7 protein-coding genes are annotated in these 9,699 nt (G+C 27.9%); 1 reads left to right on the forward strand and 6 read right to left on the reverse strand.

Features of this window, described 5'->3' with window-relative positions:
- Nucleotides 1–68: 68 nt before the first annotated feature.
- Nucleotides 69–380, reverse strand: a complete 312-nt coding sequence (trxA, locus tag NG918_RS13755; protein WP_012423094.1) for a thioredoxin — start codon at nucleotides 378–380, stop codon at nucleotides 69–71.
- A 411-nt stretch (nucleotides 381–791) separates the two neighbouring features.
- Entirely contained in the window at nucleotides 792–1,658 is an 867-nt protein-coding gene (locus NG918_RS13760) for an NAD(P)/FAD-dependent oxidoreductase (RefSeq protein WP_252211777.1), read from the reverse strand.
- 420 nt (nucleotides 1,659–2,078) lie between these two features.
- Between NG918_RS13760 and NG918_RS13765 the strand changes: the two genes are divergently transcribed.
- The gene (locus tag NG918_RS13765; protein ID WP_252211776.1) at nucleotides 2,079–2,876 is read left to right on the forward strand and encodes a histidinol-phosphatase HisJ family protein; all 798 of its coding nucleotides are present in this window, start codon (nucleotides 2,079–2,081) and stop codon (nucleotides 2,874–2,876) included.
- 283 nt (nucleotides 2,877–3,159) lie between these two features.
- Here NG918_RS13765 and NG918_RS13770 read toward each other — a convergent pair whose 3' ends face one another.
- From NG918_RS13770 to NG918_RS13785, 4 genes are all read right to left on the reverse strand, one after another.
- Nucleotides 3,160–5,214 carry a methyl-accepting chemotaxis protein gene (locus tag NG918_RS13770; RefSeq protein ID WP_252226643.1) on the reverse strand — a complete coding sequence of 685 codons (2,055 nt, stop codon included), beginning with the start codon at nucleotides 5,212–5,214 and terminating at the stop codon, nucleotides 3,160–3,162.
- A gap of 426 nt (nucleotides 5,215–5,640) precedes the next feature.
- Entirely contained in the window at nucleotides 5,641–7,032 is a 1,392-nt protein-coding gene (gltA, locus tag NG918_RS13775) for an NADPH-dependent glutamate synthase (protein ID WP_252211774.1), read from the reverse strand.
- Complete coding sequence (locus NG918_RS13780) at nucleotides 7,032–7,919, reverse strand: sulfide/dihydroorotate dehydrogenase-like FAD/NAD-binding protein (RefSeq protein ID WP_252212093.1); 888 nt, start codon at nucleotides 7,917–7,919, stop codon at nucleotides 7,032–7,034. Before NG918_RS13780 ends, gltA begins: the two co-directional genes overlap by 1 nt.
- A 213-nt stretch (nucleotides 7,920–8,132) precedes the next feature.
- Nucleotides 8,133–9,299 carry an iron-containing alcohol dehydrogenase gene (locus NG918_RS13785; RefSeq protein WP_205455250.1) on the reverse strand — a complete coding sequence of 389 codons (1,167 nt, stop codon included), beginning with the start codon at nucleotides 9,297–9,299 and terminating at the stop codon, nucleotides 8,133–8,135.
- Between the last annotated feature and the right edge of the window lie 400 nt (nucleotides 9,300–9,699).

The following is a 9,699-nucleotide window of genomic DNA, read 5'->3' on the forward strand; positions in this document are numbered from 1 at the left end:
AGTCCAATTACAATGCCACTTTACCTAATGAATATATCAACATTCTACTAATACATAGCACAATATTATTATATGTATTTTTCTAAATTCATTTTTATTTTTTCTTTTGGTAAGAATCCTACTTCAGTACTTACATCTTTACCATCTTTAAATATTATCATAGTTGGAATACTAAATACGCTAAACTTGCTAGCTAATTCTCCACTTTCATCTACATTAACTTTAAAGAATTTAACTTTATCCTTCATTTCTTCTTCTAATTCTTCAAATATAGGCGCTAACATCTTACAAGGTCCACACCAATCCGCAAAAAAATCTACTATTACAATTCCTTCTTTTATTGCATCATCAAATTCATTAACTTTTAATATTTTTGACATAATTTATTACCTCACTTTATTTTATTATTTTTTATAACAGTTTATTTTTAAATATATAAATCTTATAGAGTATAATCATTTATAACCTTTAACTTAGTTTTTAAATATATGGCTATGTTTTAAGTGATTGTTGATATTTTAGTATAAGGGCGAACTGGCATTGGAATTTGCTTTTTAGAGCTGTTAAGTGAGAATCTAAATTTTATATTTAACTTTTCGAACTTACTCAGTGAATGTACATGAGTCGAGTTTCCTTTTAGTCTTACAATTAATTGCTTGTCAGCAATCTTTGATTGGGAGCATGCATTAATTGGACTAAGCTTTATTTTAGAGTTCTTAAAGTAAATTCCTCTGTCCATGAGCTTTATACTACAATATCAACACTGTTTTTAAACATAGCCAAATATATTTTTATTTTTTATTTTTTTCATCTACATAAGAAACTGCAGATAATGCTGCAATATTTCCTTCTCCTGCTGATTTAATATATTGATAAGGCACTCCTACTATATCTCCAGCTGCAAAACATCCTTTTATATTTGTTTTCATCAGTCTATCAACTTTAACATGATTTTCATCTAATTCTAACCCAGGAACTAATTGACCAGGTGATATACTATCTCTTAATATAAAAATACCATCAGTTTTAATTTCTTTGTTAGATAAAATTAAAGAATTAACTTTAATATCGCCTTTTATCTCTATAGGTTTATCTTTTATAATCTCAATACCTGATTTAACATCTACTTCCTCAGTATACATAGGTATATAATATACCTTTGATGCTATTGATGCTATAAAATTAGCTTCTTCTTCATCTTTCTTATTATAAGCTATTATAGTAACCACTTTATCTTTGTATAAAGGTGCATCACATGTTGCACAATATCCAACACCCTTACCTAAAAACTCTTCTTCACCCTTAAATGGCTTACCAAAATTCACTCCAGTAGCTAATATTATAGAAGTAGCTTCATACATCTTTTCATTTATCATCAATGAAAAATAATCTCCCATTGCATAAATGTTATTTACTTTTTCTTCTGTAATATTTATATCCATAGATTTTAAATGATTAAGAAACTCATCTCTTATTTCCAATCCACTTTTCTCATAAAAACCTAAATAATTATTTATTGTATGAGCTTTTACTAACTTATTACTAATATCTTTACTTCCAAAGATTATAAAGTTCTTTTTTCTTATTCTTGCATTTAATGCTGCTGATAACCCCGCTGGTCCACTTCCAATAATGGCTATATCGTATCTCTCTCCCATAAACTTTTCCTCCTAACCTTAATTAAGAATAATCGATCTAAAATATATTATTACTAAAAACCAATATTTAAATACATTTAAGTAATATAAAAATTGAATACTTTAGTCTTAATTATAAATTCAATTTTACAAAATTAAATTTATTAAAATATATTTGTTTGATTTATTATATATCTTTATTATTAATAATGTCAAACAATTTTATAATTATTATAAAAATAAAAAGCTACATTATTTTCAAACTAAAATTTTATAATAATAACCATAATTTTATAAATTATTTTTAATTGCTTATTAATAATTGGCTCTGTTTTAAATGCACTGCAAAAATATTTTATTTTGTAATATATTAAAATTAGTATTAAAATTACTTAAAGTAAGATATTTAATCTATGTTTTAAATTAGTAAGGAGGCTTTTTATGTTATATTATGATTATCATATGCATTGTAATTATTCTGCAGATTCACAAACTCCAATGAAAGACATGATAGAAAAATCTATTGAGTTAGGACTTAAAGAAATTTGTTTTACTGATCATGTTGATTATGATGTATTAGGAAATCCAAATGTTAAAGTTGATTATGATAAATACTTTAAAGATATAAATTTTTATAAAGATAAATATCATGATAAAATTTCTATAAAAAAAGGTATTGAAATGGGACTTCAAACTCAAGTTTTAGAGCGTTGTTCTAAAGAAATAAAAGAAAATAATTTTGATTTTGTAATTGGATCTATACATACTATAGATAGACATGAACTATTTACAGGTGATTTTCACAAAGGAAAGACTCAACATGAAGCTTATGAGGGATATTATAAAAGATTATTAGAAATAATCAACTTATATGATGATTACTCTATTTTAGGACATGTTGATTTAATAAAAAGATATGGCAATTATGACACTCTTTTAAAAGATGAGCTTTTCTCTGACTACTTAGAAGCAATCTTAAAAAAAGTTATTGATTCTGGTAAAGGAATAGAAATTAATACTTCATCATTCAAATATAATCTTCCTGATTTAACACCATCTAAAAATATTCTTAAAATGTATAAAGATTTAGGTGGAGAAATAATTACAGTTGGTTCTGATTCACATATTCCAACTCAAATAGCTACTAAATTTGATTATATTCATGATGTTCTAGGTTCCATGGGATATAAATATATTTGTAAATTCAATAACATGAAACCTGAATTTATAAAAATATAACATAAAAAAGGGACTTCACCACGCTTTTTAGTTCATAGTGGAGATTTGAGAGTTATTTATTGAAAGCTTATTTTAAAATTTCTCTATGAGATTTCATCATGAACTCTCCACTTTAACTTCTCAATTCCCCATTAAATTTTATATATTTTAGGCTAATATTGATATATGCAATAGGCAAAAAGTGGACTAAGTTTAATTACTCAGTCCACTTTGCTTNNTATGCATATATAAACATGCTTCTAAAACACATCCATATATTAAATTTTTTCTAAATAAAATTTTATTATAAAGTGAATTTTTTAACCATAGAATTAAGATTATCCGAAATCTCTATTTCATTTTCCACAATAGTAGATATTTCTTCAACTAATTGTGAAACTAGTTCTATACTTGAAACAATCTCTCCACTATTAGATGCTGTATTTTGAGATGCTTCTGCAATATTTTGTATTGCATCTCCAACTTCATGTGTAATGTATTCAATGTTATTTGTCATCTCAGATATTTTTATAGATATATCTTCAATAGCATTTGCATCCTTATCATATTGATTAGCTATTCCAACAAATTCTTTGTAATCTGGAGTTACAGTATCTTTAATAAATAATAACATCTGCGTAGAATCATTAGTTAATTTATTAAATGCTTCTTGCACTTTACTTATAGTCTCAATAATTTCTTTTACTGTATCTGATGTTTGTGTTGCAAGATTACCTATTTCAGAAGCAACAACTGCAAAGCCCTTTCCTTGTTCACCAGCACGTGCAGCTTCTATTGAAGCATTAAGTGATAATAAATTAACTTGTTCTGCTATATCAGAAATAGCTTTAGCCATAGCCCCTATATTTTCAACTATTTTAGCATTTTCAATACTTTGTTTTAAATTTGTTTCATGAACTTCTGATAAACTAGTTGCTTTGTTATAAGAATCATTACTCATTTTTTCTATATTATATGCCCTCACCTTTATGTCTTTTGCCATATCATGACTTTTAATTGTTTCCTGTGACAATAAACTTATTGAAGAGTTAACTTCTTCTACAGAAGCATTAACTTCTTCAGTAGTAGCACTAGAATTAAGCATAGATTCACTTATATTTTTAACTGAATCTTTAATAACCTTATAATTCTCTACTAAATATTCAGTTGATTTATTTAAATTTTCTGTTATGCTATTTACTTTGTTTGCATCATTAGATATTTCCTGTATCATATTCTTATTTTCTGATAACATTTTATTTAATGAATTGCTCATTTGACCTAATTCATCATTAGATGTTACTTCAAGTTCATCAATAGAAAAATCTCCATTTGATAAGTTTGATGCTAAATTATTAACTTTCTTTATAGTTTTAGTTAGATATTGAACTTGCCATATTATCGCTAATGTAGTTAATATTATAGCTAAAATTCCTACCACTATAAGTTTAGACATTAAATCATTTATAGGTTTGTTCAATTCTGAAATAGGTATTTGCATAAATAACTTCCATCCAAATGGATCTACCGTAGTATAATAAGCTTCATACTTTGTATCATCAATAGAAAAATTACTTTTCCCATCAGTATTATTTAATAAAATATTTCCAAATTCTGAAAGTGATTTATTATCATCTTCATTAATTTTAGTTTTCATTATTTTTTTATAATCACTGTTAGTTATGTATTTCCCGTCATTATTTATCAATAAGGCCTTACCATTTTCACCAATTTTAAAATTATTTATTAAATCCTGAATTGATGGAATTTCCATATCAACACTAATTACACCAATAAAATTATCATCTGCATCATATATAGGTGTGGCACAAGTGCTCATTATAGTATCTAATGTTTCATCATAGTATAAATCACTAAATACTGTTTCTTTATTATTATTCTTAGCATTCTTATACCACTCATAATTAAAATAATTATATTCAGCATTGCTATAGTCATATGTCACTAATGCTTTATTATCTTTCTTATGAATATATGGTCCAACATATTCTTTGCTTGCATCATAAACATACGGTTCAAACCAAATTCCAGCACCAAGTACCAGATCACTTTTAAAGATTGTTTTTCCAATCATTTCTTCATATTGTGATAAATATGTAGTTTTATAAGTTGATCCAACATTTAATGCAAGTTGACTAGACATTGATGAAATTTCTTGCATCTTAAGATTTATTGCATTTACTGTAGAACTTAATTCTGCTTGCATGTTTTCTTCTACTTGTCTGTCTATAATACCCTTGCTACTTTTATAACTTATACCCGCTAGCAAAACCATTGATAAAATAGTTACGAATAGTAGAATTGTAAGCATTCTTGTACTTATTTTTTTAAACCTCATTACAAACTCCCCCTTTTTATTTATAATTAATCACTCTTTTTATTTATAATTAATCACTAAATAGTAATTCTTTATACGTAAATTATAAACTTATTAAAATTAGTGTACAATGTTCCATTTAATAATAATCATAAAAGTATATCATAACGTTAACTAATCTCTGTATTAATTCTCTTCAGTAATTCTTATACTTATATAATCAAATGCTACTGCTTGTTGATTATTAATTTCATAAGATTAATCTATTAATTGACAATATTTTTCTCTCTCTATATATTGTCGAAACAAAGAAACTTAACTTTATAAATCTATTGTAAGACAAAAAAGATGACTTCTGAAAATACAGAAATCATCTTTTTTTAAATTCATTATCTTATTAGCAAATACTAATAAATAATCTACTGTTTAATTTATCTAATTAAACAATTATTTACCTTGTAAATATCCATCTATAGCTTCTGCTGCTTTTTTACCAGCACCCATAGCAAGTATTACTGTTGCAGCACCTGTAACGGCATCTCCGCCAGCATAAACACCTTCTTTAGTAGTTAAGCCATTTTCATCTGCAACTAAACACTTCCACTTATTAATATCTAATCCCTCAGTTGTTGAAGATATTAGTGGATTTGGAGATGTTCCAAGTGACATTATTACAGTATCAACATCCATAACAAATTCTGATCCTTCAACTTCAACTGGTCTTCTTCTTCCAGAAGCATCTGGCTCTCCAAGTTCCATTTTTACGCATTTCATTCCTTTAACCCATCCATTTTCATCACTTAATATTTCAGTTGGATTTGTTAAAACATCAAAGATTATTCCTTCTTCTTTAGCGTGATGTACTTCTTCTGCTCTTGCTGGAAGTTCAGATTCACTTCTTCTATAAACTATATGAGCTTCTGCACCTAATCTTAAAGCAGTTCTTGCAGCATCCATAGCAACATTTCCGCCACCAACTATAGCTACCTTCTTACCAGCTTTAACTGGTGTATGATATCCTTCTTTAAAAGCTTTCATTAAGTTAACTCTTGTTAAAAATTCATTTGCAGAGAATACGCCATTTGCATTTTCTCCATTTATACCCATGAATTTAGGAAGTCCAGCACCTGATCCAATAAATACGGCATCAAATCCTTCTTCTTTCATTAATTCATCTATTGTTATTGTTCTACCTATGATAACATTAGTTTCAATCTTTACTCCTAATTTCTTAATATTTTCAATTTCAGCTTTAACAACTTTTTCTTTAGGTAATCTAAATTCAGGTATTCCATAAACTAGAACTCCACCTGCTTCATGTAAAGCTTCAAATATAGTAACATCATATCCTCTTTTAGCTAAATCTCCTGCACAAGTAAGTCCTGCAGGCCCACTTCCAATAACAGCAATTTTCTTGCCGTTTAATGCTTCTGTTTTTGCTAAATCTATATTATTTTTTCTTGACCAATCAGCAGTAAATTTTTCTAATTTACCTATTGCTACAGCTTCACCTTTTATTCCTAATACACACTTACCTTCACATTGGCTTTCTTGTGGACATACTCTGCCACAAACTGCTGGTAATGCACTATATTTAGCTATTTCTTTAGCTGCATTTTCAAAATCTCCATCTTTAGCTTTAGCTATAAATCCTGGAATATCAATTGATACAGGACATCCTTCAACACATTTAGGGTTTTTACATCCTAAACATCTCTTAGCTTCTTTTACAGCTTCTTCTTCATTATATCCTAAACATACTTCTTCAAAATTCTTAGCTCTTAATTCTGGAGCTTGTTCAGTAACAGGTGTTCTTTTCATTCTATCTTGCATATTCATTATTTATCACCTTTACATCCACAACCACCGTGGCTATGAGTGTCCCCTTCTTCAATCTTTAATTGTGCTCTTCCTTCTTCACTTTTGTACATAGTTTGTCTTCTCATTGATTCATCAAAATCAACTAGATGTCCATCAAATTCTGGTCCATCAACACAAGCAAACTTAACTTCATTTCCAACAGTAACTCTACAAGCACCACACATACCTGTACCATCTACCATAATTGGATTTAAGCTAACAGTTGTTTTGATTCCAAGCTCTTTAGTTAAAGCAGCCATAAATTTCATCATTATCATAGGTCCAATAACTACTGCATGATCATATTTATTTCCTTTTTTAACTAAATCACTTAAACAGTCAGTAACTCTACCGTTAAAGCCGTATGATCCATCATCAGTTGCTATGTAAAGATTTCCTGCAACTTTTTTCATTTCTTCTTCTAATATTAATAATTCTTTATTTCTTGAACCAACTATAACATCACATTTCATTCCATTTTCATTCATCCATTTAACTTGAGGATAAACTGGTGCCGCACCAACTCCACCTGCTATGAAAATAATATTTTGTTTCTTTAAATCTTCTAAATTTTCATGAACAAATTCACTTGGTTGACCTAATGGTCCAACAAAGTCACAAACATAGTCGCCTTCTTCAAAAGTTGCTAATTGTTTAGTTCCTTGCCCAACAGTTTGGAAAACTATTGTTACAGTTCCGTTTTCCTTATCGTAATCTGCTATTGTTAAAGGAATTCTTTCACCTTTTTCATCATTTTTTACAATAATAAATTGACCAGGTTTTGCTGATTTTGCTACTCTTGGAGCTTCTATATCCATTAAAAAGATATTATTTGTAAGTTCTCTTTTACTAACTATCTTATACATCATTTGTCCCCCTATAGTTTTTATCAATTTTAACTGTTTTTACATATGTAATCAATGGTTTTTATATTATAATATGTAATATTTTTCTTTTAAATCTTATTTTTTACATCAAGTTCCCAATAATAACAAAAGCTCTCTAAAGTGAGAGCTATTGTTTTTATTAAATTATTGAAAATTAATTCTAGTTTAAATATACGTTATTAACTTCTAATATTAGAAATTAACTTTAGTTCCGTAGAATGTACATCCAAGTAATTTTTCCATTGTCTTATCATCTATTGCCCTAGGACTTGATCCTGTACATGCATCTAATACTGCATTGTGAGCTATAAATTCAACATTAGCCTTAAAGTCTGCTTCTTCAACGCCATATTCTTTCATTGAATGAGGAATATTTAATGCATCATTGAAATCATTGATTAATTTAATTAATGAATCAGTTAATTCAGCATCAGTATTTCCTTCTAATTTTAATGCTCTAGCGATATCTGCATATCTATCTTCACATTCTGTTCTGTTATATTGAATTACATATGGTAAGAATATTGCATTAGCACATCCATGAGGGATATGGAATACAGCTCCTACTTTATGAGCCATAGAATGAACTATTCCTAGTAATGCATTTGAAAAAGCCATTCCTGCTAAACATTGTGCTTCATGCATTAAGTTTCTAGCTTCTTTATCTCCTTCAAATGATTTAACTAAATGTTCATTTACCATTTCTATTGCTTTCATAGCTAATGGGTCTGAGAAGTTTGATCTTAAAGATGCAGTGTATGCTTCTATAGCATGAGTTAATGCATCCATTCCAGTATGAGCTACTAATTTAGCTGGCATTGTTTGAGCTAATTCTGGATCAACTATAGCTATATCTGGAGTTATATTAAAGTCAGCTAAAGGATATTTAATTTTTGCTTTATAATCTGTTATTACTGAGAATGCTGTAACTTCTGTAGCAGTACCACTTGTTGATGGAATAGCTACGAATTTAGCTTTTTGTCTTAAATCTGGTAATCCAAATGGAACAACAGCTTGTTCAAAAGTAAAATCTGGGTATTCATAGAATATCCACATAGCTTTTGCAGCATCTATTGGTGATCCTCCACCCATTGCAACTATCCAATCAGGTTCGAAGTTTCTCATAGCTTCTGCACCCTTCATTACTGTTTCTACTGATGGGTCTGGTTCAACACCTTCAAATAATTGTACTTCCATTCCTGCTTCTTTTAAATAATCTTCAACTTTTTGAAGGAATCCAAATCTTTTCATTGATCCACCACCAACTACTACAAATGCTTTCTTTCCTTTTAAAGTTTTTAGTGTTTCTAAAGATCCTTCACCATGATATAAATCTCTTGGTAATGTAAAACGTGCCATAATCTGTTCCTCCTAAAATATATCTTTATTTTCTTAATTACTTTTATTACTTAATATATTACTTTTTTGTTATTTTATAATTAAATAACTTACATAAATATATATAGCAAGAACCATGCCACATTGTTATTACTTTATCAATCTTTTCTGTTCAAGCCATTCTTTAAACAATAAAGATATTACTAAATAAAATAATGTCCTAAAACAATACACTTATTCATAAATAAAACGTATTGTTTTAGGACACTGTCCGTTTATATTACACTTTTGCAATAAAATAATATTTTATTTTATAAAAACTCTGTTAAAAATTAGTTTATTTTCAACTTATAATACTAAAATAAACATACTTTAAATAAATGTTGATATATGCAATGAGTCAGTGGCATTGTAATTGGAC

Source organism: Clostridium sp. ZBS2 (assembly GCF_023845855.1).
Lineage (GTDB): Bacteria > Bacillota > Clostridia > Clostridiales > Clostridiaceae > Clostridium > Clostridium aquiflavi.

Coding starts and splice junctions, on each gene's coding strand:
- trxA (WP_012423094.1), bottom strand. CDS start 380: ATGTCAAAAATATTAAAAGTTAATGAATTTGATGATGCAATAAAAGAA.
- NG918_RS13760 (WP_252211777.1), bottom strand. CDS start 1,658: ATGGGAGAGAGATACGATATAGCCATTATTGGAAGTGGACCAGCGGGG.
- NG918_RS13765 (WP_252211776.1), top strand. CDS start 2,079: ATGTTATATTATGATTATCATATGCATTGTAATTATTCTGCAGATTCA.
- NG918_RS13770 (WP_252226643.1), bottom strand. CDS start 5,214: ATGAGGTTTAAAAAAATAAGTACAAGAATGCTTACAATTCTACTATTC.
- gltA (WP_252211774.1), bottom strand. CDS start 7,032: ATGAATATGCAAGATAGAATGAAAAGAACACCTGTTACTGAACAAGCT.
- NG918_RS13780 (WP_252212093.1), bottom strand. CDS start 7,919: ATGTATAAGATAGTTAGTAAAAGAGAACTTACAAATAATATCTTTTTA.
- NG918_RS13785 (WP_205455250.1), bottom strand. CDS start 9,299: ATGGCACGTTTTACATTACCAAGAGATTTATATCATGGTGAAGGATCT.